This is a genomic window from Stenotrophomonas sp. ISL-67 (genome assembly GCF_018612915.1).
Lineage (GTDB): Bacteria > Pseudomonadota > Gammaproteobacteria > Xanthomonadales > Xanthomonadaceae > Stenotrophomonas.
Window position 1 is genome coordinate 118,149 of sequence record NZ_JAGGRL010000005.1, and the last position, 25,864, is coordinate 144,012.

26 protein-coding genes are annotated in these 25,864 nt (G+C 66.8%); all 26 read left to right on the forward strand.

Going from position 1 to position 25,864, the window contains the following annotated elements; genetic code table 11:
* Positions 1–127: 127 nt before the first annotated feature.
* The 26 genes from J7J08_RS07390 to J7J08_RS07515 all read left to right on the forward strand — a co-directional run bounded on the left by J7J08_RS07390 (position 128) and on the right by J7J08_RS07515 (position 25,863).
* Positions 128–1,300 (forward strand): flagellin, encoded by a 1,173-nt coding sequence (locus tag J7J08_RS07390; RefSeq protein ID WP_214903372.1) that lies wholly within the window; start codon positions 128–130, stop codon positions 1,298–1,300.
* A 214-nt stretch (positions 1,301–1,514) separates the two neighbouring features.
* Positions 1,515–2,741: a flagellin gene (locus J7J08_RS07395; protein WP_214903375.1), complete on the forward strand. Its 1,227-nt coding sequence runs from the start codon at positions 1,515–1,517 to the stop codon at positions 2,739–2,741.
* 520 nt (positions 2,742–3,261) lie between these two features.
* Entirely contained in the window at positions 3,262–4,491 is a 1,230-nt protein-coding gene (locus tag J7J08_RS07400) for a flagellin (RefSeq protein WP_214903378.1), read from the forward strand.
* A 442-nt stretch (positions 4,492–4,933) separates the two neighbouring features.
* Positions 4,934–6,292, forward strand: a complete 1,359-nt coding sequence (gene fliD / locus J7J08_RS07405; RefSeq protein WP_214903381.1) for a flagellar filament capping protein FliD — start codon at positions 4,934–4,936, stop codon at positions 6,290–6,292.
* 102 nt (positions 6,293–6,394) lie between these two features.
* Complete coding sequence (fliS, locus tag J7J08_RS07410; protein WP_214903383.1) at positions 6,395–6,811, forward strand: flagellar export chaperone FliS; 417 nt, start codon at positions 6,395–6,397, stop codon at positions 6,809–6,811.
* A complete protein-coding gene (locus J7J08_RS07415) occupies positions 6,811–7,125 on the forward strand; it encodes a hypothetical protein (protein WP_214903385.1) in 315 nt (104 codons plus the stop codon). The genes fliS and J7J08_RS07415 overlap by 1 nt, the downstream gene beginning before the upstream one ends.
* Entirely contained in the window at positions 7,122–7,703 is a 582-nt protein-coding gene (locus tag J7J08_RS07420; protein WP_214903388.1) for a PilZ domain-containing protein, read from the forward strand. The genes J7J08_RS07415 and J7J08_RS07420 overlap by 4 nt, the downstream gene beginning before the upstream one ends.
* Positions 7,704–7,833: 130 nt before the next feature.
* A complete protein-coding gene (locus tag J7J08_RS07425) occupies positions 7,834–8,466 on the forward strand; it encodes a response regulator transcription factor (RefSeq protein ID WP_214903390.1) in 633 nt (210 codons plus the stop codon).
* A 301-nt stretch (positions 8,467–8,767) separates the two neighbouring features.
* Positions 8,768–10,177 carry an RNA polymerase factor sigma-54 gene (gene rpoN / locus J7J08_RS07430; RefSeq protein WP_214903392.1) on the forward strand — a complete coding sequence of 470 codons (1,410 nt, stop codon included), beginning with the start codon at positions 8,768–8,770 and terminating at the stop codon, positions 10,175–10,177.
* Positions 10,178–10,191: 14 nt separating this feature from the next.
* Positions 10,192–10,569, forward strand: a complete 378-nt coding sequence (locus J7J08_RS07435) for a response regulator transcription factor (RefSeq protein WP_214903395.1) — start codon at positions 10,192–10,194, stop codon at positions 10,567–10,569.
* Positions 10,566–12,056, forward strand: a complete 1,491-nt coding sequence (locus J7J08_RS07440) for a sigma-54 dependent transcriptional regulator (protein ID WP_214903398.1) — start codon at positions 10,566–10,568, stop codon at positions 12,054–12,056. Before J7J08_RS07435 ends, J7J08_RS07440 begins: the two co-directional genes overlap by 4 nt.
* 348 nt (positions 12,057–12,404) lie before the next feature.
* Positions 12,405–12,764, forward strand: a complete 360-nt coding sequence (gene fliE / locus J7J08_RS07445) for a flagellar hook-basal body complex protein FliE (protein ID WP_214903401.1) — start codon at positions 12,405–12,407, stop codon at positions 12,762–12,764.
* Positions 12,765–12,776: 12 nt separating this feature from the next.
* A complete protein-coding gene (gene fliF, locus J7J08_RS07450; RefSeq protein ID WP_214903406.1) occupies positions 12,777–14,423 on the forward strand; it encodes a flagellar basal-body MS-ring/collar protein FliF in 1,647 nt (548 codons plus the stop codon).
* Positions 14,416–15,432 carry a flagellar motor switch protein FliG gene (fliG, locus tag J7J08_RS07455; protein WP_214903409.1) on the forward strand — a complete coding sequence of 339 codons (1,017 nt, stop codon included), beginning with the start codon at positions 14,416–14,418 and terminating at the stop codon, positions 15,430–15,432. The genes fliF and fliG overlap by 8 nt, the downstream gene beginning before the upstream one ends.
* Positions 15,429–16,064: a FliH/SctL family protein gene (locus J7J08_RS07460; RefSeq protein ID WP_214903411.1), complete on the forward strand. Its 636-nt coding sequence runs from the start codon at positions 15,429–15,431 to the stop codon at positions 16,062–16,064. Before fliG ends, J7J08_RS07460 begins: the two co-directional genes overlap by 4 nt.
* Complete coding sequence (locus J7J08_RS07465; RefSeq protein ID WP_214903414.1) at positions 16,061–17,443, forward strand: FliI/YscN family ATPase; 1,383 nt, start codon at positions 16,061–16,063, stop codon at positions 17,441–17,443. Before J7J08_RS07460 ends, J7J08_RS07465 begins: the two co-directional genes overlap by 4 nt.
* Before the next feature lie 3 nt (positions 17,444–17,446).
* Positions 17,447–17,917 carry a flagellar export protein FliJ gene (gene fliJ / locus J7J08_RS07470; protein ID WP_214903417.1) on the forward strand — a complete coding sequence of 157 codons (471 nt, stop codon included), beginning with the start codon at positions 17,447–17,449 and terminating at the stop codon, positions 17,915–17,917.
* Positions 17,917–19,068: a flagellar hook-length control protein FliK gene (locus J7J08_RS13445; RefSeq protein ID WP_214903492.1), complete on the forward strand. Its 1,152-nt coding sequence runs from the start codon at positions 17,917–17,919 to the stop codon at positions 19,066–19,068. The genes fliJ and J7J08_RS13445 overlap by 1 nt, the downstream gene beginning before the upstream one ends.
* A gap of 294 nt (positions 19,069–19,362) precedes the next feature.
* Positions 19,363–19,896 (forward strand): flagellar basal body-associated FliL family protein, encoded by a 534-nt coding sequence (locus tag J7J08_RS07480; protein ID WP_214903421.1) that lies wholly within the window; start codon positions 19,363–19,365, stop codon positions 19,894–19,896.
* Positions 19,897–19,905: 9 nt separating this feature from the next.
* Positions 19,906–20,913: a flagellar motor switch protein FliM gene (gene fliM / locus J7J08_RS07485; RefSeq protein WP_214903424.1), complete on the forward strand. Its 1,008-nt coding sequence runs from the start codon at positions 19,906–19,908 to the stop codon at positions 20,911–20,913.
* Positions 20,910–21,251, forward strand: a complete 342-nt coding sequence (gene fliN, locus J7J08_RS07490; protein WP_214903427.1) for a flagellar motor switch protein FliN — start codon at positions 20,910–20,912, stop codon at positions 21,249–21,251. The genes fliM and fliN overlap by 4 nt, the downstream gene beginning before the upstream one ends.
* On the forward strand, positions 21,248–21,649 hold the full coding sequence (gene fliO, locus J7J08_RS07495; protein WP_251006495.1) for a flagellar biosynthetic protein FliO: 402 nt from the start codon (positions 21,248–21,250) through the stop codon (positions 21,647–21,649). The genes fliN and fliO overlap by 4 nt, the downstream gene beginning before the upstream one ends.
* Entirely contained in the window at positions 21,646–22,434 is a 789-nt protein-coding gene (gene fliP / locus J7J08_RS07500; protein ID WP_214903430.1) for a flagellar type III secretion system pore protein FliP, read from the forward strand. The genes fliO and fliP overlap by 4 nt, the downstream gene beginning before the upstream one ends.
* Positions 22,435–22,441: 7 nt before the next feature.
* Positions 22,442–22,711, forward strand: coding sequence for a flagellar biosynthetic protein FliQ (locus J7J08_RS07505; protein ID WP_214903434.1), 270 nt, complete (start codon positions 22,442–22,444; stop codon positions 22,709–22,711).
* Between the two features lie 6 nt (positions 22,712–22,717).
* Positions 22,718–23,509 carry a flagellar biosynthetic protein FliR gene (gene fliR, locus J7J08_RS07510; RefSeq protein WP_214903437.1) on the forward strand — a complete coding sequence of 264 codons (792 nt, stop codon included), beginning with the start codon at positions 22,718–22,720 and terminating at the stop codon, positions 23,507–23,509.
* 212 nt (positions 23,510–23,721) lie between these two features.
* Positions 23,722–25,863, forward strand: a complete 2,142-nt coding sequence (locus J7J08_RS07515) for an EAL domain-containing protein (protein ID WP_214903440.1) — start codon at positions 23,722–23,724, stop codon at positions 25,861–25,863.
* Position 25,864: the final 1 nt, after the last annotated feature.

Here is a 25,864-nt window from a genome sequence, read left to right on the forward strand (position 1 = left end):
TTTTTCTCAAGCCTCCCGTCAAACCGCCGCTATCTCTCCTGCAACAGCTGCATCCGGCATGGGTGCGGTCTCTGCGTCAACTCCGGGTGCACGCCGCGGCCGGAACTTGCCCACAGGAATGAGATAAATGGCACAAGTAATCAATACCAACGTGATGTCGCTGAATGCTCAGCGCAATCTGTCGACCAGCGGTTCCAGCCTGGCCACCACGATCCAGCGCCTGTCCTCGGGCTTGCGCATCAACAGCGCCAAGGACGATGCCGCCGGCCTGGCGATCTCCGAGCGCTTCAGCACCCAGATCCGCGGGCTGGACGTGGCCGTGCGCAACGCCAACGACGGCATCTCGCTGGCCCAGACCGCCGAAGGCGCGATGGTCGAAATCGGCAACAACCTGCAGCGCATCCGTGAACTGTCGGTGCAGTCGGCCAACGCCACCAACTCCGACAGCGACCGCGAAGCGCTGAACGCCGAAGTGAAGCAGCTGACCTCGGAAATCGACCGCGTTTCGCGCCAGACCAACTTCAACGGCACCAAGCTGCTGGACGGTTCGTTCTCTGGTGCGCTGTTCCAGATCGGCGCCGATTCGGGCCAGACCATCGGCATCAACAGCATCGTCAATTCCAGCACCTCCGAACTGGGCAATGGCCTGTATGCCGCCAAGCAGACCTCGACCGCCGCCCCCATCACCGGCGCGGCGACCGTCGCCGGCACCGTCAGCGACATGGAAATCAACGGCATCGCCATTGATGCTGTGGACGTGGCCGTGGGCGACAAGGCTGCCGATGTCAGCAAGAAACTGGTCAACGCCATCAATGACAAGATGGACCAGAGCGGCGTTTACGCGTCGCTGACCGAGAGCGGCGAGCTGGAACTGACCTCGCTGAAGTCGGGCAAGGATTTCGAGTTCACCGCCGCCACCACCGATGCCACCGGGCTGGTCATGGCACTGGGCGATTTCGCCGATGCCGACGCGGACACCCGTGACACCGTCAGCGGCGTGGACATCTCCTCCGTCGCCGGTGCCCAGAAAGCCCTGTCGATCGTGGACGACGCGCTGAAAGCGGTGAACTCCTCGCGCGCCGACATGGGTGCGATCCAGAACCGCTTCACCTCCACCATCGCCAACCTGAACACCACCTCGGAAAACCTGTCGGCCTCGCGCAGCCGTATCCGCGACACCGACTACGCCAAGGAAACCGCCGAACTGACCCGCACGCAGATCCTGCAGCAGGCCGGTACCGCGATGCTGGCCCAGGCCAACCAGTCGCCGTCGAGCGTGATGAGCCTGCTGCAGGGCTGATTCCTGCAAATGGTGCGTAACGAAAGACCCCGCCCGGCGGGGTTTTTTGTTGCCGGCCCGCCGTCAGCCGTTGACATCCGCGAAATATCCGCCATCCGGGCCTAAAGGTTCCCGCCGGGGTGTCGTTAATGATTTCAACCAGGGCACATCGCCCACTGCCTCCCCCGAGGCACCCCACCACACCCGCATTACCTTCATATCCAGGAGCACGGAAATGGCACAAGTCATCAACACCAATGTGATGTCGCTCAACGCACAGCGCAATCTGTCGACCAGCGGTTCCAGCCTGGCCACCACCATCCAGCGCCTGTCCTCGGGCCTGCGCATCAACAGCGCCAAGGACGACGCCGCCGGCCTGGCCATCTCCGAGCGCTTCAGCACCCAGATCCGCGGGCTGGACGTGGCCGTGCGCAACGCCAACGACGGCATCTCGCTGGCCCAGACCGCCGAAGGCGCGATGGTCGAAATCGGCAACAACCTGCAGCGTATCCGCGAACTGTCGGTGCAGTCGGCCAACGCCACCAACTCCGACAGCGACCGTGAAGCGCTGAACGCCGAAGTGAAGCAGCTGGTTTCGGAAATCGACCGCGTTTCCCGCCAGACCAACTTCAACGGCACCAAGCTGCTGGACGGTTCGTTCTCCGGCGCGCTGTTCCAGGTCGGCGCCGACTCGGGCCAGACCATCGGCATCAACAGCATCGTCGACGCCAGTGCCGGCGCGCTGGGCGGCGCCAAGTTCGACAAGGGCACCTTCTCGCTCGGCGCCGGCACGGTCAACAGCGACGTCACCATCAGCGGCATGGAAATCACCGGCGCTGACGGCACCACCCACACGCTGGCCGACATCAAGGTCAAGGCCGGTGCCGACATGGCCGCCACGGCGAAGGCCACCAACGCCGCCATCGCCGCCGCGATCAATGAAAAGATGGATCAGACCGGCGTGTTTGCCGAAACCGATGACGCGGGTGCCATCAACCTGACCTCGGTGCAGAACAGCGTCAACGACAAGGGCGTGTTCAACGCGATCGATGTCGACTTCGGCACCCTGACGGGCACCGCCGTGGCCCTGCCGGCTGCGGCCTACGCTCCCAGCGATGACGCCGCCCAGGCCGCACTGAAGGTCAATTTCGCGTCGGACCTGGACATCTCCAAGGTCGCCGGCGCCCAGCAGGCCCTGTCGATCGTCGACAAGGCGCTGACCGCAGTGAACTCCTCGCGCGCCGACATGGGTGCCATCCAGAACCGCTTCACCTCCACCATCGCCAACCTGGGCACCACCTCGGAAAACCTGTCGGCCTCGCGCAGCCGTATCCGCGACACCGACTACGCCAAGGAAACCGCCGAACTGACCCGCACGCAGATCCTGCAGCAGGCCGGTACCGCGATGCTGGCCCAGGCCAACCAGTCGCCGTCGAGCGTGATGAGCCTGCTGCAGGGCTGATTCCTGCAAATGGTGCGTAACGAAAGACCCCGCCCCGGCGGGGTTTTTTGTTCTGGGATCATGAACGCCTGACGGGCTTCGGCAGGTCTAAACGTCGGTTGAAACACGTTGATCGTTGTACACCCCGGTTTCGGGTGGTTGTGCCGCGCTGCGCGCGGTGTCCGGCCAACGTTATGCCCGCCGTCCTGGCGGGCACCCTTCGGGCCGTCGCTGCGCGACGTTGAGAACGGCTCCTGCCGTTCTCTTCGGGGCTACGAATTGGTACGGGCCCATTGGGATCTGGATCAACCAACCGTGGGCGCCGGACACATTTGGTAGCGCCGGCCGTTGGCCGGCCCACGGAATGATCGATGCCAATGAAATCCCGGCACACCGGCACATTTCTGCCTCAATGGATTAAAGGTTGTTGACATCGGGTCGTTATTGACTTCAGCCACGGCAGATCCACATCGCTTGGCGCTCCCGCAAGCGGGAAACACTTCGACAACCCGGCGACATCATCGCCACCAGGAGCAAGAAAATGGCACAAGTCATCAACACCAACGTGATGTCGCTGAACGCCCAGCGCAATCTGTCGACCAGCGGTTCCAGCCTGGCCACCACCATCCAGCGCCTGTCCTCGGGCCTGCGTATCAACAGCGCCAAGGACGACGCCGCCGGCCTGGCCATCTCCGAGCGCTTCAGCACCCAGATCCGCGGGCTGGACGTGGCCGTGCGCAACGCCAACGACGGCATCTCGCTGGCCCAGACCGCCGAAGGCGCGATGGTCGAAATCGGCAACAACCTGCAGCGTATCCGCGAACTGTCGGTGCAGTCGGCCAACGCCACCAACTCCGACAGCGACCGCGAAGCACTGAACGCCGAAGTGAAGCAGCTGACCTCGGAAATCGACCGCGTCTCGCGCCAGACCAACTTCAACGGCACCAAGCTGCTGGACGGCTCGTTCTCCGGTGCGCTGTTCCAGGTCGGCGCCGATTCGGGCCAGACCATCGGCATCAACAGCATCGTCAATGCCAGCGCCAGCGCACTGGGCGGCGCCAAGTTCGACAGCAACTCCTTCATCGTCGGCGCAGCTGCCGCCGGTGCCAATGCCGACGTCAAGATCACCGGCATGGCCATTACCGGTGCCGATGGCAAGTCCTATACCCTGGACGACATCAACGTGAAGGCCGGCGTCGACGAAACGGCCACCCAGAAGGCCACCGTCGCCGCCGTCACCGCCGCGATCAACGCCAAGATGGACCAGACCGGCGTGTACGCCTCGGTCGACGGCGCCGCAGGCAAGATCAACCTGACCTCGGTGCAGAACAGCGTCGGCTCGGACGGCACGTTCAATGCCATCGACCTGACCGAAGGCACCTACACCGGTGGCGCCACCGTCCCGACCGGTTACGCCGCCACCACCGCCGCCAATGGCGCCCTGCTGGCCAGCCAGTTCGCCAGCGACCTGGACATCTCCTCGGTGGCCGGCGCCCAGCAGGCCCTGTCGATCGTGGACAAGGCGCTGACCTCGGTGAACTCCTCGCGCGCCGACATGGGTGCGATCCAGAACCGCTTCACCTCCACCATCGCCAACCTGAACACCACCTCGGAAAACCTGTCGGCCTCGCGCAGCCGTATCCGCGACACCGACTACGCCAAGGAAACCGCCGAACTGACCCGCACGCAGATCCTGCAGCAGGCCGGTACCGCCATGCTGGCCCAGGCCAACCAGTCGCCGTCCAGCGTGATGAGCCTGCTGCAGGGCTGATTCCTCTCGCTGGCGCGTGACACTGAAAACCCCGCTTCGGCGGGGTTTTCTCTGTTGTTCCTTTCGGGGTCATGAATGCCTGAACGGCGGCTTCGGCAGGTCTAAACGTCGGTAGAAGTACGGTGATCGTTGAGACACAGGTTTCGGACACTTGCGCCGCGCTGCGCGCGGTGTCCGGCCAACGGCCGGGGCTACGAATTGGTACGGGCCCATTGGGATCTGGATCAATCAACCATGGGCGCCGGACACATTCGGTAGCGCCGGCCGTTGGCCGGCCCACGCATCGAATGACCCCACGCGCGGCACGGTACTTGCATTGGCCTTGGGCATCGCCGCGCGCACCTTTTGGTGACTGCGGCTCAAGCCTCCCCGTTCCGGGCCGATATCACCTGCAGGAAGCGCAGGCGGTTGCGTGCCCACTTTTCAAGACAGGACTGCAGACATGGCGATTGGTTCCATTGGTACCGGCCTCGATATTCCCACCCTGGTGGCCCAGCTGGTCGCCAAGGAGCGCGAACCGCAGGAAAACCAGATCAACGCAGCCGGCACCGCCGCCAGTGCCAAATTGTCGGCGCTGGCCACCCTGACCAGCGGCATGACCAACCTGCAGACCACGCTGGCCAGCCTGATCAAGAGCGCCGACAAGCCGGCGTTCAAGACCAGCACCATCACCGATTCCAACTTCACCGCCAGCATCGATACCAGCGAGGGCGCGCCCTCTGCGTCCGCCGGCACCCACCAGGTCGAAGTCAAATCGCTGGCACAGGGCCAGAAACTCAGCTCCGGTGCGTTCGGCAAGGATGACGTGGTCGGCGACGGCAAGCTGACCATCGCCTATGGCGACAAGACCCTGGAAGTGACGGTCAACGCCGACAGCAAGCTCAGCGACATCGCCGCCGCCATCAACAAGGCGGCCGGCGGCAAAGTCGTCACCGCCAGCGTCATCACCGCCGACGATGGCCAGCACCTCGTGCTCAGCGCTGTCGACACCGGCCTGGCCGGCGCGGTCACGATCACCGCCTCGGGCGGCAATGGCGGCCTGGATGCCCTGACCTACGACGGTACCGCCGGCTCGGGCATGACCCAGATGGTCGAGCCCAAGGACGCCGTGGTGGTGGTCGACGGTTTCACCCGCACCTCCAGCTCCAACACGATCAGCGACATCGTCCCGGGCGTGAACCTGACCCTGACCAAGGCCGGGACCGAGGCGGGCAAGACCCAGACCCTGACCATCACCCGCGACAACACCACCGTCAAAACCGACATGGCCGCGTTCGTCGCCGCCTACAACGCGATGAACGGCGCGCTGAAGTCCGCCAGCGCCTACAACGCCACCAGCAAGACCTCCGCCGCGTTGACCGGCGACGCCATGGTGCGTGGCCTGCAGCAGCAGCTGCGCAGCCAGTTCAGCAGCAACATCAACGGCCTCAAGGACATGGGGGTGACCATGGCCGCCGACGGCAGCCTGACCCTGGACAGCGGCAAGATGGAAACCGCCATTGGCAAGGATCCCGACGCCGTGGCCCGCCTGTTCGGCAAGGAGGGCGCCATCGGCAAGCCGATGGACACGCTGATCAAGAGCAACCTGGACAAGGAAACCGGCACCCTCACCCAGCGCACCAATTCGCTGAACAAGCAGATCAAGGACCTGGAAAGCCGCCTGGACGCGCTCGATGCGCGCATGGAAAAGGTCTCCGACCGCTACACCAAACAGTTCACGGCCATGGAAACCCTGGTGACCCAGATGCAGACCACCAGCGACGGCCTGACCCAGGCGCTGGCCAAGAAGTCCAGCAGCTGAGCCATCGCGCCACAACGCTCAAGTTTCCGCACTGCACCGCCGATATTCATGGCAGCACCCACCACCTGATGTCTGGCGTGGGGCCCAGAGGAGAGATTTCGAATGTACGGTTCCAGCCGTCAGTACGCAGAACAGTACCGCAAGGTCGGCGTTTCCAGTGCCGTCAACGATGCCGACCCGCATAAGCTGGTCGCCATGCTGCTGACCGGCGCCTGCGAGCGCATCCGCCTGGCCGAAGCCTGCCTGGAGCGCAACGACCAGGCCCGCAAGGGCAAGGCGATCGGCGAGGCCTGCGCCATCGTTGGCCACCTCAACGGCTCGCTCGACCACGAAGCAGGCGGCGACATCGCCGGCAACCTGTCGGCCCTGTACGACTACGTCATGCAGCGCCTGACTGATGCCAACCTGCACAACGATGGTGCTGCCCTGCAGGAAGCCCTGCAGTTGCTGACCGAGATCGATGCGGCGTGGAATGCCATTCCCCACGACCAGCGCCAGCCCGCCGTGGCGGGCGCCTGATGCACGCCGCGCTCGCCACCGACGTACTGCAGCCCCTGCACGACGCGCTGGACGAGTTGTCGCGCGCCGTGGACGGTGAAGACCACGACCTTACCCAGCGCCTGATGGACGCCTACGACCAGCAGGTCCGGGCCTACCTGGACGAACACGATGCCCGCATTGACGCCGGTTCGCTGCGTGGCCTGATCGCCCGCCAGCAGCAGGTCAGCATCCGCATGGCCGCCCGCCGTGATGAAGCGGCCACCCACATCACGGCCGACCGACGCGCCGTTCGCGCGTCCCTCGCCTACCTCCGGGCAGAATCCCTGACATGAGCGACCTTCGCCCCAGCGACATCCATCATCCGGCTGAAAGCGAGCTGTTCGATGAAACGCTGAGCTGCGACGTCGCCCTGCCCGCCGAATTCCGCCTGGGCAGCAGCGCCATCCGCCCGGGCAGCGCCGAAACCCTGCTGCGCGGCGTTGCCCTGGTCGAAGATGCCAGGGGTGACGACGGCCACGACGACCGTGGCGAGTCCAATACCCAGTTGCAGCGCCTGGAAGCCAAGCTGGACCTGACCATGGTGCTGCTCGGCCGCCTGGTCCGGCAGAGCGCCCAGGACCTGGACCTGCGTCCGCTGCGCTGGTCGCGCCGGGGCATCCGCCTTGAACTGGGTGCCCGCACCGGTGCGCCAGCCGGCAGCCTCGGCGTGATCCGCCTGCAGCCCTGCGACTGGCTGCCCGACCACATCGACCTGCCCGTGGCCGTACTGGCCGAAGCCGCCACCGGGTCCGGCTCCTGCTTCCTGTGGCTGCGTTTCGAGCCGATGAGCGACGCGCTGGAAATGGCGCTGGAACGGCATCTTTTCCGGTTGCATCGGCGGCAGGTGGCCGATGCGCGGCGCGGCCGGTAGGCACGGTTGGTCGGCGGCCTGGAATGGCACCAAACGCCGGTCCGGCCAACGGCCGGGGCTACCCGCGCTTGGCTAGCGCCGCGCGCTACGTTAATGTGAAGACCTCCCTGCCTTCACATCGCCCCTGCCCGTGCGCGTTCTCATTGTCGACGATCACACCCTGGTCCGCGCCGGCCTGAGTCGCCTGCTCCAGGGCTTTGCCGACGTGGAGGTGGCCGCAGAGGCCAGCAATGCTGAACAGGCGCTGCAGATGGCCCTGCTGCATTCGCCCGATGTGATCCTGATGGACCTTTCCCTGCCTGGCCGTACCGGGCTGGAAGCGCTGAGCGACATCCTGGTCCGCGCGCCGGGCACCCGCGTCGTGATGATGACCATGCACGACGATGCGGTGCACGTGCGCGACGCCCTGGACCGTGGCGCGGTCGGCTTCGTGGTCAAGGATGCCGCCCCGCAGGAACTGGACCTGGCCCTGCGCGCCGCGCACGCCGGCCAGGTATTCCTGAGCCCGCAGATCTCGGCCAAGATGCTCGCCCCCATGCTGGGCCGGGAAAAGCCGGTCGGCGTCGCCGCCCTGTCGCCGCGCCAGCGCGAGATCCTGCGCCAGATCGGCAAGGGCGAAAGCAACAAGGAAATCGCTGCCGACCTCGGCATCAGCGTAAAAACGGTGGAGACCCACCGCGCCCGGATGATGGAATCGCTCGGCTGCCGCCGCGCCAACGACCTGCTGCTGCTCGCCGCCCGCCACCAGCACGAACTCGAATAGAGCGGGGCCCTGCCCCGCTGCAGGCTTTCGCTCAGGTAATGTGTCAGCTCCCCGACACTTCCTGAGCCCGCCGGCCACAACCGTCGACTTTTTGAATCACGCACAGCCGGCCCGGCCACGAAAACACGGGGCTTCAGCGACTCCCAGCGTCAAATAATCGGAATACTGTCGGGAATCTCCCCACATGGTGTCGGGAACCTGACGACCCCACTAGGGAACCCCCTGATTTCCCCGACCAGGGATCAGAAGCAAGATGTGTTCCATAACGCACCGGGGAGTCGGTGCGACGGGGATACACCGCATGAAGCCGACGATGTCGACCCAGATGGGTCAGCAGCTGCACCTCACGCCGCAATTGCTGCAGTCGATCCGACTGCTGCAGCTGGACGGCATGCAGCTGGAACTGGAAATCCGCCGCGCACTGGACACCAACCCGCTGCTCGAACTGGAAGAAGCGCCTGCGCCCGAAACCGCGGAGACCGGCGATGCCGGCACCACCGTGGAAGTGGCTGCGTTCGACGAACTGCCTGAGCCCGCCATGTGGGACGTGGCCGGTGCCAGCTGGCACGACGGCGACGACGACCGCCTGCAGCGCATTGCCGCCGACGAGTCCAGCGACCCGCAGTTGCGTGCCCTGCAGCGCCTGTCGCTGGAACTGGATGCGCGCGAACTGGCCGTGGCCCGCTTCTGGCTGGAGCATTGCGACGATGCCGGCTACCTGGATGCACCGCTGGAGCAGCTGAGCCTGCTGGCCAGCGCCCACTGCGATGTGGACGCCGCCGGCGTGGAGGCGGTGCGCCAGCAGATCCTGCAGGGTGACCCCGCCGGCCTGGCCGCCTGCGACCTGCACGAGTGCCTGTCGGTCCAGCTGCGTGCCCTGCACGGCCGCGTGCCGGCCCGCCACCTGGCCCTGCGCGTGCTGGACCACGGGCTGGAAAGCCTGGCCGCCCACGACTACCCCGCCCTGGCCCGCCAGCTGGACGCGGAAGTGGCCGACATCCATGAAGCGGTGCGGCTGATCCTGTCGCTGCAGCCACGCCCGGGCGACAGCCTGCTGCCGGACAGCAACGGCGCGGTCATCCCCGACGTGGTGGCCTGGCACGCCGACGGCCAGTGGCGCGTGGCGCTCAACCCGGCCACCAGCCGCCGCCTGAGCATCAACCCCAGCTACGAAAGCGCCCTGGCCGAGGCCGGCGACAGCGCCCAGCCGCTGCGCGACATGCTGCAGGAAGCGCGCTGGCTGACCCGCGGCCTGTCCATGCGCTACGACACCCTGCTGCGCACCACGCGGGTCATCATCGAGCGCCAGGCCGGCTTCCTCACCCGCGGCGAAGAGGCGATGGCGCCGCTGACCCTGAAGGAAGTGGCCGATGCCATCGGCATGCACGAGTCCACCGTCTCGCGCATCACCACCGGCAAGTACCTGCAGACCCCGCGTGGCACCCTGGAACTGAAGCACTTCTTCGCCGTGCGCCTGGAAGGCGCCAGCGTCTCCGGCCAGGCCGTGAAGGCCATGGTCCGGCGCCTGATCGATGCCGAACCGGCCGGACGACCGCTGGCCGATGAAGCCATTGCGGGACTTCTGTCACGTCAGGGCGTGAACATCGCGCGCCGAACCGTTGCAAAATACCGCGAACAACTGGACATCGCCCCGGCCCGGGAACGCCGCCGGCACAATGCCCGCACCCCGCTACTGGCCCGGGTGGGCTGAAGGAAGTACACGACATGAACAAGCTCACCGTCCTGCTGGTCGATGACCACGAAGGTTTCATCAACGCCGCCATGCGCCACTTCCGCAAGGTCGAGTGGCTGGATGTGGTCGGCAGCGCCGCCAATGGCCTGGAAGCGATCGAGCGCTCCGAAGCACTGCGCCCGCAGGTCGTGCTGATGGACCTCGCCATGCCCGAAATGGGCGGGCTGCAGGCCACCCGCCTGATCAAGTCGCAGGATGATGCGCCCTACATCGTCATCGCCAGCCACTTCGACGACGTCGAGCACCGCGAGCACTCCCTGCGTGCCGGCGCCGACAACTTCGTCAGCAAGCTGTCCTACATCCAGGAGGTCATGCCGATCCTGGAGGGCTTGAAGGAGGCGACCCCATGAGCGAGTCGCGCATCCTGGTGCTGGACAACGACGCCGTGCGCGCAGAGCGCACCGTCAGCCTGCTGGAGTTCATGGATTTCAACCCGCGCTGGATCGCCGACGCGGCCGATTTCGACACCACCCGCCACCGCGCCACCGACTGGATGGCCGTGATCATCGGCGGGCTGGAACCGGGCGCGCGCAGCGAAGCGCTGTTCGCCTGGGCCGGCCAGGGCGCGTTGCCGCCGCCGGTGATGCTGATCGACGGCGATGCGGGCGCGTTTGCGCAGCGCCATGGCCTGCATGAAGCCAACGTGTGGCCGCTGGAAGCCCCGCTGCGGCATGCACAGATGGAAGCGTTGCTGCGCCGTGCCAGCCTGAAGCGGCTGGATGCCGAACACCAGGCCGGTGCCGTGCAGGACCAGGGCCCCACCGGCGATGGTGCGGCGGTCAGCGCGCTGCGCCGGATGATCGAACAGGTGGCGGCCTTCGACACCACCGTATTGGTGCTGGGTGAATCGGGTACGGGCAAGGAAGTGGTGTCGCGCTCGATCCACCAGCGCTCGCCGCGCCGCGATGGCCCGTTCGTAGCGATCAACTGCGGTGCGATTCCGGCCGACCTGCTCGAAAGCGAACTGTTCGGTCACGAAAAAGGCGCCTTCACCGGCGCGCTGAGCGCACGCAAGGGTCGTTTCGAAATGGCCGAAGGCGGCACCCTGCTGCTGGATGAAATCGGCGACATGAGCCTGCCGATGCAGGTGAAGCTGCTGCGCGTGCTGCAGGAACGCAGCTTCGAGCGCGTGGGCGGCAACCAGACCATCCGCTGCAACGTGCGCGTGATCGCCGCGACCCACCGCGACCTGGAATCACGCATCGCCGACGGCAAGTTCCGCGAGGATCTGTTTTACCGCCTCAACGTATTCCCGATCGACGTACCGGCCCTGCGCGAGCGCAGCGAGGACCTGCCTGCACTGGTCATCACCATCGCAGGCCAGCTGGCCCGCACCGGCCGGGGCGAAGTGCGCTTCAGCCCGGAAGCGTTGCAGGCGCTGGCCAGCTACGAATGGCCGGGCAACGTGCGCGAACTGACCAACCTGGTCGAACGCCTGGCGGTTCTGCACCCCGGCGGCAGCGTGCGCGTGCAGGACCTGCCGGCGCGTTACCGCGGCGATTTCGCGGTGGCCGCGCCGGTCGCCACGACCGCCCCGGCCGCGAGCAGCGACGAGCGCCTTGACCTGCGCAGCTTCTCGTTCCACACACCGTCGGCAGACGCAACGGCGGCAGCAAACGGCACCGGCGCCGAGCGCGCCCCCGCCCTGCCCGATGCCGGCCTGGACCTGCGCAACCACATGGCCAACATCGAGTTGACCTTGATCAACGAAGCCTTGGAGCGTACCCAGGGCGTGGTCGCCCACGCCGCCCAGCTGCTTGGCCTGCGCCGCACCACCCTGGTGGAGAAGCTGCGCAAGTACGGCATCGAACGCGACCAGGCTGAACTGGTGAGTTGATGCCCGTGTTCTTCCAACGGATTCGCTCAGGACGCCCGGGTACCCCCGGGCGTCTTCATATCTGCCGGTAGCGCCGGCCGTTGGCCGGCCCGCTGCAATTTCCGGACATGACGTGGGCCGGCCAACGGCCGGCGCTACCGGGCATGGCGTCGGTTTCCCGACGCCGGGGTTCCGACGCCGGCGCTGCGTCGGCCTGACGCAGCGGCATTCCGTCGCGCCGGTCCTGTAACCGGTTGCGCGGCAGCCCTACACACCGCGCCATCACCACATCCCTGAACCACTCAGCCGTTTCGGCACGGGGCTTGCAACGTCATCACTCGAAACCCCCAAACAGCCGGAACGTTCCAGATGTCACACTCCGTCACCTCGATTCTTTCCCAGATCCGCACCTACCAGACCCAGGTCGGCCAGCCGGTCAGCCCGCTCGCCGAGCGCCCGCAGACCAACGCGCTGCAGGGCCTGATGGCCCCGCAGGACGTGCAGGGCCCGAGCTTCACCGAGACCCTGCGCGGCGCGATCGCCGGCGTCAACGAAACGCAGCAGAAATCCGGCGCGCTCGCCCGCGCCTTCGAACTGGGCGAACCCGGCGCCGACCTGGCCAAGGTCATGGTCGCCTCGCAGCAGTCTTCGATCGCCTTCCGCGCCACCGTGGAAGTCCGCAACCGTCTCGTCCAGGCTTACCAGGACGTGATGAACATGCCGCTGTAAGGATAGAACCGCATGGCCCTGTCGCTCACCAAGGAATCCCTGAACGCCGAAAAGGCGGGCCAGTGGTTCGACCGTCTGCAAAGCCTGCAGATCACCCGTCGGCTTGGCCTGATGGCAATGATCGCCGTGGCCGTTGCGGCAGGCCTGTTCGTGTTCTTCTGGTCGCAGAAGCCGGGGATGGTGCCGCTGTACACCGGCCTGGACCAGAAGGCCACCGCCGAAGCCACCGACCTGCTGCGCGCGGCGCAGATTCCATTCGAACTGGACGCCGCCAGCGGCGGCATCACCGTTCCGGAAAAGAACCTGCACGATGCGCGCCTGAAGCTGGCCGGCTCCGGCCTGACCGACAGCGGCCGGCTCGGTTTCGAGCTGATGGAGCGCGACCCGGGCTTCGGCGTCAGCCAGTTCATGGAAAACGCCCGCTACCAGCATTCGCTGGAAACCGAGCTGTCGCGCACCATCAACACCCTGCGCCCGGTACGCGATTCACGCGTGCACCTGGCCATTCCCAAGCCCAGCGCCTTCACCCGCCAGCGCGACGTGGCCAGCGCCTCGGTGGTGCTGGAACTGCGCGGTGGGCAGCAGCTCGAACGCGGCCAGATCGATGCCATCGTGCATATGGTGGCCGCCAGCATTCCCGACCTGGCCCCCGAACGCGTGACCGTGGTGGACCAGAGCGGGCGCATGCTCAGCGTGTCCGACCCGAACAGCGAAGCTGCGTTGAATGCCGCGCAGTTCGACCAGGTGCGCCGCCAGGAAACCTCGTTCAACCAGCGCATCCGCGAACTGCTCGAGCCGATGACCGGCCCGGGCCGGGTCAACCCGGAAGTCAGCGTGGACATGGACTTCTCGGTCATCGAAGAAGCCCGTGAGCTGTACAACGGCGAGCCGCAGAAGCTGCGCAGCGAACAGACCAGCGAAAACAGCACCAGCACCCCGGGCCCGCAGGGTGTACCGGGTGCGGCCAGCAACACCCCGCCGGGTCCGGCTGCAGCGCCGGCCACCGCGGCCACGCCGACCGAAACCTCGCGCAACGCCACCCGCAACTTCGAACTGGACCGCACCCTGCAGCACAGCCGCCAGCCGGGCGGCCGCATCAAGCGCGTGTCCGTGGCGGTGCTGCTGGACAACGTGCCGCGCCCCGGCGCCAACGGCAAGACCACCGAACAGCCGCTGTCGGCGGCCGAACTGACGCGCGTCGAAGCACTGGTCAAACAGGCGGTGGGCTTCGATGCCGAGCGTGGCGACACCGTGTCGGTGATGAACGCCCCATTCGTACGTGAAGTGATCCCGGTGGAAGGCCCCAAATGGTGGGAACTGCCGCAGGTGCAGGACGGCCTGCGCCTGCTGCTCGGCGCCATCGTGGTACTGGCCCTGGTGTTCGGCGTGCTGCGCCCGGCGCTGCGTTCGATCACCGGCACGCCCAGGACGTTGACCAAAGACGACAGCCTGGAACCCCACAGCGCCGACGTGCAGCTGGTGGACGATGGCGAAGGCCTGCCCCAGCTCGGTTCGGACCGGGTACACCTTTCAGGTCATGAGCCGCTGGCGTTGCCGGTGGACTCCTACGAGGAACGACTGCGCATGGCGCGTGAAGCTGTAAAGACCGATTCCAAGCGCGTGGCCCAGGTGGTCAAGGGCTGGGTGGCCAATGATTGATCCCGCCGCCCCCCCCGCGCCCCTCAGCGGCGTGCAGCGCGCCGCCGTGCTGCTGCTGTCGCTGGGCGAAGTGGAAGCCGCCGACGTGCTGCGCCACATGGAACCCAAGGAAGTCCAGAAGATCGGCATCGCCATGGCCACCATGAGCGACATCACCCGCGAGCAGGTCGAACGGGTCATGGATCAATTCAGCACCGAACTGGGCTCCAAGACCTCGCTTGGCGTCGGCTCGGACGACTACATCCGCAACATGCTGGTGCAGGCGCTGGGCAGCGAGAAGGCCGGCAACCTGATCGACCGCATCCTGCTGGGCCGCAACACCACCGGCCTGGACGCGCTGAAGTGGATGGACCCGCGTGCGGTGGCCGACCTGGTCCGCAATGAGCACCCGCAGATCATCGCCATCGTCATGGCCCATCTTGAAACCGACCAGGCCGCCGACGCCCTCAAGCTGCTGCCCGAACGCACCCGGGTCGACGTGCTGCTGCGCATCGCCACCCTGGACGGCATTCCGCCGAACGCGCTCAATGAGCTCAATGAAATCATGGAGCGCCAGTTCGCCGGCAACCAGAACCTCAAGTCGTCCAACATCGGCGGCGTGCAGTGCGCGGCCAACATCCTCAACTTCATGGACGGCGGCCAGGACCAGGCGATCCTGGGCGAGATCTCGCGCATCGATGCACCGCTGAGCGCGCGCATCCAGGAAAAGATGTTCGTGTTCGACGACCTGATCGACCTGGAAGACCGCGAACTGCAGCTGGTGCTGCGCGAAGTGAGCGGCGAGCGCCTGGGCCTGGCCCTGCGCGGTGCCGACATCAAGGTGCGCGACAAGATCACCCGCAACATGTCCCAGCGTGCCGCCGAAATCCTGCTTGAAGACATGGAAGCGCGCGGTCCGGTGCGCCTGTCCGATGTGGAAACCGCGCAGCGCGAGATCCTGGCCATCGTCAAGCGCATGGCCGATGAAGGCACGGTCACCCTGGGTGGCAACGCGGAGGCGATGCTGTGACCCACGCCGTGCGCTGGCTTGCCCCCGACCTGCTGGCGGCCCCTGCCGCCCCGCAGGATGACCATGACGACCTCGACGAACCCGTTGCCGAGCACGACCCCGAGCCGCTGCTGCAGCTGCCGACCCTGGAGGAAATCCAGGCCATCCAGGACGCGGCGGAAAAGGACGGTTTCGAGCAGGGCCATGCAGACGGCCAGGCCCAAGGCCAGGCCGAAGTGCGCCGCCTGGTCGCGCAGATCGAAGGGATCCTGGACAATTTCGGCCGGCCGCTGGCGCGGCTGGAGAACGAAGTGGTGGCCGCGCTCGGCGAACTGGCCGTGCGCATCGCCGGCACCCTGGTCGGCCGCGCCTACGAGGCCGACCCGGCCCTGCTCGCGCAGCTGGTCGGTGAAGCCGTCGATGCGGTGGGCGGCGCCAACCGCGAGGTTGAAGTCCGCCTGCACCCTGACGACATCGCAGCGCTCGCCCCGCTGCTGCAGCTCTCCCCCACCCAGCGCCTCACCGCCGACCTCAGCCTGAGCCGGGGTGACCTGCGCGTGCATGCCGAAGCGGTGCGTATCGACGGCACCCTGGAAGCGCGCCTACGTGGCGCGCTGGATGCGGTGCTGCGCAAATCCGGAGCCAGCGCATGAACACCGAACCCCTGCCCCCACCGGCGGCAGACTGGTCGGCCGCGCGCAACCTGCGGCTGGCGGCGCGCCTGGATGGCATCCAGCCCGATGGCGCGCACGGTCGTGGCCTGATCCGCGAAGGCGTGCTGCGCCGCGCGGTCGGCTTGACCCTGGAAGCGGTCGGCTGCGAGTCGCCGATGGGCGCCAGCTGCAAGGTCGAAGTGGCCGATGGCGGCTGGGTCGATGCAGAAGTGGTCGGCTTCGCGGGTGAACGCACCTACCTGATGCCCAGCGCAGAACTGCACGGCCTGCTGCCCAATGCGCGCGTGGTGCCCTCGCTCGGACGGGGCGGCGTGGAAGTCGGCGAAGGCCTGCTCGGCCGCGTCATCGACAGCGACGGCGTGCCGCTCGACGGCAAGGGGCCGATCCGTGCCGAAGGCACCGTCGGCATGGCCGGCGTGTCGATCAACCCGCTCGCCCGCGAACCGATCACCCAGCCGCTGGACGTGGGCGTGCGCGCGATCAACGCGCTGCTGCCGATCGGGCGTGGCCAGCGCGTGGGCCTGTTCGCCGGCTCCGGCGTGGGCAAGTCCACCCTGCTCGGCATGATGACCCGCTACACCGCCGCCGACGTCATCGTGGTGGGCCTGATCGGCGAACGTGGCCGCGAAGTACGCGATTTCGTCGAAAGCACACTCGGCGAAGAAGGCCTGCGCCGTGCCGTGGTCGTGGCCAGCCCGGCAGACCGCCCCCCCTTGGCGCGCCTGCACGGGGCCTACCGTGCCACCGCGATTGCCGAGTGGTTCCGCGACCAGGGCCTGAACGTGCTGCTGCTGATGGACTCGTTGACCCGCTTCGCCCAGGCCCAGCGCGAGATCGGCCTGTCGGTGGGCGAGCCCCCCACCACCCGTGGCTACCCGCCGTCGGTGTTCGCCAAGCTGCCTGCGCTGGTCGAACGCGCCGGCAACGGCGCCAAAGGGCGCGGCTCTATCACCGCGTTCTACACCGTGCTGACCGAGGGCGACGATCCGCAGGACCCCATCGCCGATGCCGCCCGCGCCATCCTCGACGGCCACATCCTGCTCTCGCGACGGGTAGCCGACAGTGGCCTGTACCCGGCCATCGACGTCGAATCGTCGGTCAGCCGCGTCGTCACCGAAATCGCCGACGAACCCTGGCGCCTGCGCATCCGCAAGCTCAAGCGCCTGGTTTCGGCGTACTCCAGCAACCGCGACCTGATCGCCATCGGCGCTTACCAGCGCGGCAACGATCCGGCCACCGACGAAGCGCTGGAACGCTGGTCGGACATCGTCGATTTCCTCGGCCAGGACGTCGGCAAAGCCGCCGACCTGCCGCACAGCCAGGCCGCGCTCAAGCGCCTGGTGGAACCTGAGGGCTAAACCATGCAATCCAAGCGCATCGATCCCCTGCTCAAGCGGGCCCAGGACCACGAAGACGAAGTCGCCCGTGACCTGGCCGAACGCCAGCGCGTGCTCGACACCCACCTCTCCCGTCTGGAAGAGCTGCGGCGCTATGCCGAGGAATATGCCAACGAACAGATGGCCAACGCGCAGATGGCTGCCACCAGCCCTGCCCAGCTGCTCAACCGCCGTGCCTTCCTCGACCGCCTCGACACCGCCGTGGCCCAGCAGCGCCAGACCGTGGACAGCAACCGGGAGAAGGTCGAAGCCGAACGCGCCCGGTTGATCCTGGCCAGTCGCGACAAGGCCGTGCTCGAACAGCTCGCCGCCAGCTACCGTGCCCAGGAAAAGGTCCTGGTCGACCGCCGCGACCAGCGCGAGATGGACGACCTGGGCGCCCGCCGCAGCCGCCTGGCCCGCAGCGCAGATACCGACAGCGGAGAGACCCCGTGATGCCGCCCTCCGTGCTGGGCAGCAGTGCCCCCACCGCCGCAGGCAACAGCACCGGCAGCCCTGCCAGCGGCGCCCGCAGCGACGCCAGCGGACACAATCGCCAGGACTTTGACGCCCTGCTCAAGAGCGACGGCGCCAGCAGGGAAGCAAGCGCAACGCCGGCCGCCACCAAGCCAGGCACCGCTGACAGCGGCAGCACGCCGGCCGGCGCACCGCGCGCCGCTGGCAGCGACGCCACCCCCGACAGCCTTGATCCGGCTGCCGAGACGCCGCCCCCTGCCACCGAAAAGCCCGTCGCCAACGAGCCCGGCGACGACACCGACACCGCTCCCTGGCCGCCGCTTGGCCTGGCTGGACTCGCGCTGGCCGGTCTGGAGACCGTGGCGGTAGCGGCTGCCCCTGCCGCCAATGCCGGTGCTTCAGCCGCAACCAGGGCAGGCCCCCTGCTGCAGACCCTGCCCGCAACGCCCGCCCCCGCACCGGGCGCTCCCGCCCCGCCCGCCGCCGCGACCAGCACCGCGACAGCCGACGCTTCACCCGGGCCCATTGCACTGCCCCTGGATGCGGAGATCGCCGACGATACCGCCCTGCCCAAGGCCCTGACCGACGCCATCGCCAATGCCGGCGACGACACCGACGTGCCCACCACCACCCCGCTCCTGCACGCCCTGCACGCCGCCGCCGAGCTCAAAGCCGCCGCCACCGCCAGCACCCCGTTCCAGGGTGACCCGACCGCCACCCCACACGTGGGCGGCGATGATTTCGACGACGCCATCAGCGCCCGCATCGGCTGGCTGGCCGACCAGAAGATCGGCCACGCCACCATCAAGGTCACCCCGCACGACCTCGGCCAGATCGAAGTCCGCCTGCAGATGGACGGCGACAAGGTCCATGCCAGCTTCACCAGCGCCCACGCCGACGTCCGCCACGCCCTCGAATCCAGCATCCCGCGTTTGCGTGAAATGTTGAACGAACAGGGATTCCAGCTCGGCAACGCCGACGTAGGCCACCAGCAGACCGCGCAGGATGGCAAGGCCGGCAGCGGGAACACCGCCCAAGGCACCAGCGACGGCGACGCGTCGATGACCGAAACCATCGTCTCACCCGCGCAGTTGATGCGGCAGCGCGGGTTGGTGGACGCATACGCCTGATCCTGCGAAGCACACGGTCCCGCAAACCCGCCCCGGCCAACCCTTGACAATTGACCGGCGGCCAAGGAAAAAGCGGGCCCGTGACGTGATTTCGGTAGGGTTGGTCGCCAGACAACTGCCGTGAGAGCCACAACACCCGGTAACGCATTGCAGTGATCGAGTTGAGCTGGCAGCCGGGCAGAGCCCGGCTCTACGTCACCTTGTCTACCGTGGTAGACGTTGCCGTCAAATTTCCGGCAACGAAGAACCGTCGCGGTTCGGCACGCCAATTGCATGTAGCCAGGAAGCAATCCTATGGAGCTTCCCCTCGTGGCCGCAGCCGCTGATAAAACCAAGAAATCCACCGACAAGGACAAGGCCGCCAAGCCGCGCAGCCCGCTCCTGGTCACCGCCCTGATCGCCGTCGTCGCCGCTGGCGCCGCCGGTGGCGGCGTGTGGTACTTCACCCAGTCCCACGACGAGAAGACCCCCGCCAAGGCCGCCCCCTCCAAAGCCGCCGTGCCCGCCCCCGCCCAGTATTTCGGCCTCGAACCCCCGTTCGTCGTCAACCTCAACAGCAGCTTCAACGGCCCGCGTTACCTCCAGGTCGAAGTCCAGCTCATGACCCGCGACCCCGCCGCGCTGGAAGCCATCAAGCTCCACGCCCCCGCCATCCGCGCCAAGCTGCTCATGCTGTTCTCCCAGGTCGAACCGGCACAGATCGCCGACCGTGCCGGCAAGGAACGCCTGCAGGCCGACTCCCTGGCCGAGGCGCAGAAACTGCTCAAGGCCGAAACCGGCAGCAAGGGCGTCGACGAATTGCTGTTCACCAGCTTCGTCACCCAGTAAGGGCATCCCATGAACGACCTGCTTTCCCAGGACGAAATCGATGCCCTGCTGCACGGCGTCGATTCAGGCGCCGTCGAGACCGAAGTGGACGCCATCGCGCCGGGCGAAGCGCGCAACTACGATTTCGCCAGCCAGGACCGGATCATCCGCGGCCGCATGCCGACCCTGGAAATGGTCAACGAGCGCTTCGCCCGCCTCTGGCGCATCGGCCTGTTCAACCTGATCCGCCGCTCCGCCGAACTGTCCGTGCGCGGCATCGAGTTGATCAAGTTCAACGACTACATGCATTCCCTGTATGTGCCGACCAACCTCAACCTGATCCGCTTCAAGCCCCTGCGTGGCACCGGCCTGATCGTGTTCGAGCCCACCCTGGTGTTCGCCATCGTCGACAACTTCTTCGGCGGCGACGGGCGCTACCCGACCCGCATCGAAGGCCGCGAATTCACCGCCACCGAAATGCGCGTCATCCACCTCCTGCTCAAGCAGACCTTCGCCGACCTGCGCGAAGCCTGGGCCCCGGTGATGGATGTCGAGCTTGAATACATCAACTCCGAGATCAACCCGCACTTTGCCAACATCGTCACCCCGCGCGAGTACGTCGTGGTCTGCCGCCTGCATGTCGAACTCGACGGCGGTGGCGGCGACATCCACGTCACCCTGCCCTACTCGATGCTCGAACCGATCCGCGAACTGCTCGACGCAGGCATCCAGAGCGATCGCAACGACCGCGATGAAAGCTGGGGCACGATGCTGCGCGAACAGCTGAACATCGCTGAAGTCACCCTCTCCAGCGTTCTCGCCACCAAGCGCATGAGCCTGCGCGACCTCACCCAGTTGAAGATCGGCGACGTCCTGCCCATCGACCTGCCGCCGCAGGTACCGCTGTGCGTGGAGAACATTCCCGTATTCACCGGCCAGTTCGGCGTCGCCAACGGCATGAACGCCGTGAAGATCACCGCTACCCACCCCCCGGGCACCCGCCCGCGTGCTCCCGTTATCCAGGAAGACCCGCAATGAACGACGACATCGACACCAACGAACCGGCACCGGCGCAGTTCACCACCCTGCACTCGGACGACACCAGCGGTGGCCCGGATCTGAACCTTGACGTGATCCTCGACGTACCGGTCACCCTGTCGCTGGAAGTCGGCCGGGCCCGCCTGCCGATCCGCAACCTGCTGCAGCTCAACCAGGGCTCGGTGGTGGAACTGGAACGCGGTGCCGGCGAATCGCTGGACGTGTTCGTCAACGGCACGCTCATCGCCCACGGCGAAGTGGTGGTCATCAACGACCGCTTCGGCGTGCGCCTGACCGACGTCGTCAGCCCGAGCGAACGGATCCGGAGACTGCGTTGATCGCCCTGGCACTCATTGCCGCCGGTGCCCCGGCGGTCAAGATTGGCCAACACGCCGCCGCTGCGCCGAGCATGTTCGGTGCGGTGCTGGCGCTGCTGGCAGTGCTGGCGTTGATCGTCGGCCTGGGCTGGCTGCTCAAGCGCATGCCCGGCAGCGGCTTCAAGCCTGCCGAAGGCCTGCGCGTGGTGGCCAGCCTCAACGTGGGTGCCAAGGAACGCGTCGTCGTGGTCGATGTCAACGGCGAACAGCTGCTGCTGGGCGTTACCGCCGGCGGCATCAACACCCTGCACCGCCTGCCCGGACCGTTGCCCACCCCGGAACCGGCGCGCCTGCCGGATTTCAAGAACCTGCCGAATTTCGCCCAGCTCCTGCAACAGCGGCTGCGCAAGGAAAAATGATCATGCGTGGCCCCCGTGCGTCCTGGACCCGTTACCTGCCGTTGCTGCTGACCCTGCTGCTGTGCGCGTTGCCCGCGCTGGCGATGGCCGCGCCTGGCGCGCCTGCCGTGCCCAACCTGCCCGACGTGAACGTCGGCAAGATCGGCGGCGCCCCGGTCAGCCTGCCGCTGCAGACCCTGCTGCTGATGACCGCGATCACCCTGATCCCGTCGATGCTGCTGGTGCTCACCGCCTTCACCCGCATCATCATCGTGCTGGGCCTGCTGCGCCAGGCGCTGGGTACCGGCCAGACGCCGTCCAACCAGGTGCTGCTGGGCCTGGCCCTGTTCCTGACCGCCATGGTGATGTTGCCGGTATGGCAGAAGGCCTGGGGCAGCGGCATGGCGCCCTACCTCAACGGCGAGATCGACTTCCAGACCGCCTGGACCCTGACCACCCAGCCGCTGCGCGCCTTCATGCTGGCGCAGATCCGCGAAACCGACCTGATGACCTTCGCCGGCATGGCCGGGCATGGCACGTACGCCAGCCCCGATGCCATTCCGTTCCCGGTACTGGTCGCTTCGTTCGTGACCAGCGAACTGAAGACCGCCTTCGAAATTGGCTTCCTGATCTTCATTCCGTTCGTGATCATCGACCTCGTCGTGGCCAGCGTGCTGATGTCGATGGGCATGATGATGCTCTCGCCGATGCTGGTCTCGGCGCCGTTCAAGATCCTGCTGTTCGTGCTGGTCGACGGCTGGGTGCTGGTGGTCGGCACGCTCGCCGCCAGCTTCAACGCCGCCTGAGGTCGCCATGACGCCCGAACTTGCCCTGACCGAACTGCGCGGTGGCCTGATCACCGTGCTGTGGATTGCCGGCCCGCTGCTGTTGACCGTGCTGATCGTCGGCGTGGTCGTCGGCGTAGTGCAGGCCGCCACCCAGCTCAACGAGCCCACCATCGCCTTCGTCGCCAAGGCCGCCGCGCTCACGGTCGTGTTGTTCGCGCTGGGCAGCCTGCTGATCGGCCACCTGGTCGAGTACACCACGCTGCTGTTCCAGCGCATACCGCACCTGATCGGATAGCACGGGATGGATTCGGCAACCCAGATGGCCGCCGACGGGCTCAACGCCTTCGGCATGATCGGCACCGTGCTGTGGACCATGCTGCGCATCGGCGCGATGATCATGGCGATGCCATTGGTCGGCAGCCGTGCGGTACCGGCGCGGGTGCGCGTGATGCTGTCCGGGGCGCTGGCCATCGCGCTGTCGCCGATGCTGCCACCGGTACCCGCGTGGACCGGCTTCGATGCCGCCACGGTGCTCAGCATCGCGCGGGAGCTGGCCATCGGCATTTCCATCGGCTTCCTGCTGCGGATGGTCTTCGAGGCCGGCGCCATGGCCGGCGAACTGGTGTCGCAGGGCACCGGCCTGGCGTTCGCACAGATGAGCGACCCCATGCGCGGCGGTACGTCGGGTGTCATCGGGCAATGGTTCTACCTGTTGTTCGGGTTGCTGTTTTTTGCCGCCAACGGCCATCTCGCACTGATTTCGCTGTTGATGGACAGCTACAAAGCGGTGCCGATAGGCGCGTCGCTCCCGGATATCGATGCATTCCTCAGTGCCGCGCCGACCTTCCTGCTGCAGGTGTTCCGCGGCGCACTGACCCTGGCGCTGCCGCTGACGGTCGCCATGCTGGCGATCAATCTCGCCTTCGGCGTGCTCGCCCGCGCCGCACCCGCGCTCAACCCGATCCAGCTCGGCCTGCCGGTGGCATTGCTGCTTGGCCTGTTCCTGCTTGCTGTCCTTGCAGGTGAAATGGGTCCGCCGGTACAACGCCTGTTTGATGCAGCCTTCCAGGCCGCAGACGGCGTCACGCATTAGCCATCGCTGCCGACGCATACCGTGACGTAGGCAGGCCGGATCAATGCGCGTGATGGCCGCATGAAATTTAGCCGATTTTCGCTTGCGCTGACCCCCATCTGTGTCGTTACCATGCAGCACGGCAGGGGGAACGTGCCTGAGCAGCCCGCGCGGAGCGCCAGCGCAGGCCAATCTATCGTTGATTGCAGCTGTGTACGCCAGGGAGAGTCATGATGCTCGTCGGCAGTTACACCCCGTGGTTGGTCGTGGTTTCGCTGCTGGTCGCCATGCTTGCGTCCTTCACCGCGCTGGACATGGCCAATCGTGTCACCACCGCGCCCTCGCCGAAAATCAGCGTGCTGTGGCTGCTGGGCGGCGGCTGTGCCATGGGTCTGGGCATCTGGTCCATGCACTTCATCGGCATGCTGGCCTTCCGCCTGCCGATCCCACTGGGCTACGACCTGGAGCTGACCGCCGTGTCGCTGCTGGCAGCAGTAGCTTCCTCGATGTTCGCCCTATGGTTGGTCTCGCGGGCCACGCTCCCGCATTCGCGCCTGGCCCTTGGCGCATTGCTGATGGGCAGTGGCATTGCCAGCATGCATTACCTGGGCATGGCCGCGATGCGCATGCAGCCCGGCATCGAATACCACGGCGGCTGGTTCACCCTGTCGCTGATCATTGCGGTGGTGGCATCGTGGGTAGCGCTGTACGTTGCGTTCCGCCTTCGCCACAACGAGACCGGGCTGCAACGTCGCGTGGCGCCGGCCGTGGTGCTGGGCGCGGCCATCGTCGGCATGCATTACACCGGCATGGCAGCAGCGCGCTTCCCTGCCGACAGTGTCTGTGGCGCCGCCGCGGGTTCCGGCCTGCAGACCCAGTGGCTGGCGGCGCTTGTGATGGTGCTCACCATCGCCATCCTGGCCGTGGTGCTGCTGGTGTCCTGGCTGGACCAACGCCAGCAGGCGCAGCTGCTGCGGCTGCGCAACCAGCACCTGCGCACGTCGCTGGACGATGCGCAGGCCGAGCTCAGCCAGGCCGCACTGCATGATCCGCTGACCCACCTGCCCAACCGCCTGCTGCTGCAGCAGCGCATCGAACAGGCGCTGGTCGACGCTGAACAGCGTGGTGGGCGCTTCGCGGTGATGTTCATGGACCTGGACGGCTTCAAGCAGGTCAACGATGCCTATGGCCACCAGACCGGGGATGCCCTGCTGGTTGCCGTGGCCACCCGCACCCGCCAACTGCTGCGCGCCGCCGATGTGATTGCGCGCCTGGGCGGCGACGAATTCGTGCTGGTGGTGGGCATCGAGAACGACGAGGACGTGGCCGGCCTGGCCAGCCGCATCATCGAGGCTGTGGGTACCGGCAGCCTGGTGCCCGGGCATGAGCTGCAGGTCACCGCCAGCATCGGCATCGCCATCTGTCCCGACCACGCCACCACCGAACGCCAGTTGATGGGGTACGCCGACGCGGCGATGTACCAGGCCAAGGAGGCCGGACGCAACGCGTTCGTGGTGTTCGCCGAGTGGATGAATGACAGCGCCGAACAGCAGTTCCGGCTGTTGGCGGACCTGCGGCGCGCGATCAGCACCCAGCAGCTGTTCCTGCATTACCAGCCCAAAGTCCGGGCCAGCACCCACCAGGTTTGCGGTGCGGAAGCATTGGTCCGCTGGAACCACCCCGAACAGGGCCTGATTCCGCCGGACCGCTTCATCCGGCTGGCTGAACGCAGCGGCGTGATCCACGACATCGGGCGGTGGGCGCTCAACGAAGCCTGCCGCCAGCTGCGGCGGTGGCACGATGCCGGCCATGAAGACTGGTCCGTGTCGGTGAACCTGTCGCCGATCCAGTTCAGCTCACCGCACCTGCTCCACGAGGTAAGCGCCGCACTGACGCTGCACCGCGTCGAGCCGCGCCGGCTGGTGCTGGAAATCACCGAAAGCGCGGTGATGCGCGACACCGAGACCAGCCTGCGCCTGCTGCAGGCGCTGGCGCGGCTGGGCGTGGGCATTTCCATCGACGACTTCGGCACCGGCTACTCCAGCCTCTTGTACCTCAAGCGCCTGCCGGCCACTGAGATCAAGATCGACTACGCCTTCGTGCGCGACCTGGAAAGCAGCTCCGAAGACGTGGTGATCGTCTCGGCGATCGTGGCGCTGGGCCATGCGCTGGACATGGACATCGTGGCCGAAGGGGTGGAGACCCCCGGCCAGCGCGCCTACCTGGAGCGGCTGGGGTGCGACTTCCTGCAGGGCTACCTGCTCGGCCGCCCGGTCGATGCAGAGCGGTTCATGAAGCTGCACGACCTGCCCCGCCCCCGCATGGTGGTGTCGCAGGAATACAAAACCTCCCAGGGCGGCCATTTCCTGGATTGAC

What these genes read in the sequence shown, in the direction of transcription:
- J7J08_RS07465 (WP_214903414.1), top strand. Translation starts at nt 16,061, where the DNA reads ATGAACACCGAACCCCTGCCCCCACCGGCGGCAGACTGGTCGGCCGCG.
- fliP (WP_214903430.1), top strand. Translation starts at nt 21,646, where the DNA reads ATGATCATGCGTGGCCCCCGTGCGTCCTGGACCCGTTACCTGCCGTTG.
- J7J08_RS07395 (WP_214903375.1), top strand. Translation starts at nt 1,515, where the DNA reads ATGGCACAAGTCATCAACACCAATGTGATGTCGCTCAACGCACAGCGC.
- fliE (WP_214903401.1), top strand. Translation starts at nt 12,405, where the DNA reads ATGTCACACTCCGTCACCTCGATTCTTTCCCAGATCCGCACCTACCAG.
- fliN (WP_214903427.1), top strand. Translation starts at nt 20,910, where the DNA reads ATGAACGACGACATCGACACCAACGAACCGGCACCGGCGCAGTTCACC.
- fliS (WP_214903383.1), top strand. Translation starts at nt 6,395, where the DNA reads ATGTACGGTTCCAGCCGTCAGTACGCAGAACAGTACCGCAAGGTCGGC.
- J7J08_RS07390 (WP_214903372.1), top strand. Translation starts at nt 128, where the DNA reads ATGGCACAAGTAATCAATACCAACGTGATGTCGCTGAATGCTCAGCGC.
- J7J08_RS07505 (WP_214903434.1), top strand. Translation starts at nt 22,442, where the DNA reads ATGACGCCCGAACTTGCCCTGACCGAACTGCGCGGTGGCCTGATCACC.
- J7J08_RS07415 (WP_214903385.1), top strand. Translation starts at nt 6,811, where the DNA reads ATGCACGCCGCGCTCGCCACCGACGTACTGCAGCCCCTGCACGACGCG.
- J7J08_RS13445 (WP_214903492.1), top strand. Translation starts at nt 17,917, where the DNA reads ATGCCGCCCTCCGTGCTGGGCAGCAGTGCCCCCACCGCCGCAGGCAAC.
- fliG (WP_214903409.1), top strand. Translation starts at nt 14,416, where the DNA reads ATGATTGATCCCGCCGCCCCCCCCGCGCCCCTCAGCGGCGTGCAGCGC.
- J7J08_RS07435 (WP_214903395.1), top strand. Translation starts at nt 10,192, where the DNA reads ATGAACAAGCTCACCGTCCTGCTGGTCGATGACCACGAAGGTTTCATC.
- J7J08_RS07440 (WP_214903398.1), top strand. Translation starts at nt 10,566, where the DNA reads ATGAGCGAGTCGCGCATCCTGGTGCTGGACAACGACGCCGTGCGCGCA.
- J7J08_RS07400 (WP_214903378.1), top strand. Translation starts at nt 3,262, where the DNA reads ATGGCACAAGTCATCAACACCAACGTGATGTCGCTGAACGCCCAGCGC.
- fliM (WP_214903424.1), top strand. Translation starts at nt 19,906, where the DNA reads ATGAACGACCTGCTTTCCCAGGACGAAATCGATGCCCTGCTGCACGGC.
- fliF (WP_214903406.1), top strand. Translation starts at nt 12,777, where the DNA reads ATGGCCCTGTCGCTCACCAAGGAATCCCTGAACGCCGAAAAGGCGGGC.
- rpoN (WP_214903392.1), top strand. Translation starts at nt 8,768, where the DNA reads ATGAAGCCGACGATGTCGACCCAGATGGGTCAGCAGCTGCACCTCACG.
- J7J08_RS07480 (WP_214903421.1), top strand. Translation starts at nt 19,363, where the DNA reads ATGGAGCTTCCCCTCGTGGCCGCAGCCGCTGATAAAACCAAGAAATCC.
- J7J08_RS07420 (WP_214903388.1), top strand. Translation starts at nt 7,122, where the DNA reads ATGAGCGACCTTCGCCCCAGCGACATCCATCATCCGGCTGAAAGCGAG.
- J7J08_RS07515 (WP_214903440.1), top strand. Translation starts at nt 23,722, where the DNA reads ATGCTCGTCGGCAGTTACACCCCGTGGTTGGTCGTGGTTTCGCTGCTG.
- fliR (WP_214903437.1), top strand. Translation starts at nt 22,718, where the DNA reads ATGGATTCGGCAACCCAGATGGCCGCCGACGGGCTCAACGCCTTCGGC.
- fliJ (WP_214903417.1), top strand. Translation starts at nt 17,447, where the DNA reads ATGCAATCCAAGCGCATCGATCCCCTGCTCAAGCGGGCCCAGGACCAC.
- fliD (WP_214903381.1), top strand. Translation starts at nt 4,934, where the DNA reads ATGGCGATTGGTTCCATTGGTACCGGCCTCGATATTCCCACCCTGGTG.